Source organism: Sporocytophaga myxococcoides (assembly GCF_000775915.1).
GTDB lineage: Bacteria > Bacteroidota > Bacteroidia > Cytophagales > Cytophagaceae > Sporocytophaga > Sporocytophaga myxococcoides_A.
Genome location: NZ_BBLT01000033.1, coordinates 1 through 967, shown reverse-complemented (window position 1 = coordinate 967; position 967 = coordinate 1). Strand labels below are relative to the sequence as shown.

The window sequence follows — 967 nt, the reverse complement described above, 5'->3', positions numbered from 1 at the left end:
CAATGATTTGACTCGGCATTACATTTCACTTTCTCTACTTCTCAGAAGGGAGCGAGAGAGGGAAACCGGAACAAAAGAATTATTACCTTCGTCCGAAATGCATGAGGTTTCCTCTACAATTTCTCTCGCTTCCAAGCGCGTGCAGCGAAGGAGGCGTGCGAGCTGTCCTTCTGATATTTTATCCTCGACAAACGCTTGTACTGCCAGAAGCTTGTACCTTTCAGGGTATAAATCCACAGAGTCCTCTTCCTCTAGAGATTGCATTCCCGCCATCTCTTTTAACGCAGATAGGTTAGCACCAGAGCGTTTCAAGAATTCCCAAGAGCCTTTGCCGATAAGATCCATCGCCTCTAGACGCAATGCCATAGCCGGTAGAGAAACCCCATAATATTCAGCCATCCTCAACAAATTACTGACCACAAAGTCGCCGCAGCGCTCATACTCTTCATAAAACCGCTGTTGGACGCCGGTGGCAGGCATGAGCAAAGCGGCAGCGAACGAGTCAGCAAATTTTTCGCTTTCGGATTTCCTGGTTGGAGCCTTTATTAGATCAATTCCTGGCTTGTCACGATCAAATAAATAGTGCCCATATTCATGCGCAATAGTCCAACGACGCCTTTCTCGCCTATGTGATCGATTTACCAGAATGCAATACCCAAAGCTAGGTGCAAATACATACATTCCAGCCAATTTCGAGTCAAGCTTCGCCATGAATACGTGCAAGCCGCTTTCCTCTAGGGCACTTCTCAATTTAAAAATCGGCTGGTGCGAACCCAGGTTCAAGCGCGATCGTTCTAATTCAGCGCAGTGCTCGGCAAATCGTTCTATAGGTCCTAATGGCGCATTTACGGGTGGAGCAAAATGAGAAGAGGGGCGAACCCCCATAAGATTTTCCAAGTATTGATAGTCGTCAATGTATGACGCAAGTAAATCTACCGCACTGTCTAATTCTTTCTGGCCTTCAATA

The 967-nt window shown here is 46.6% G+C and carries 1 protein-coding gene; it reads right to left on the bottom strand.

Annotated elements, in window-relative coordinates; all coding sequences use genetic code 11:
* Window positions 1-18 precede the first annotated feature (18 nt).
* A partial coding sequence (locus MYP_RS24570) for an ImmA/IrrE family metallo-endopeptidase (protein ID WP_052430497.1) occupies window positions 19-967 on the bottom strand: 949 nt, incomplete at its 5' end.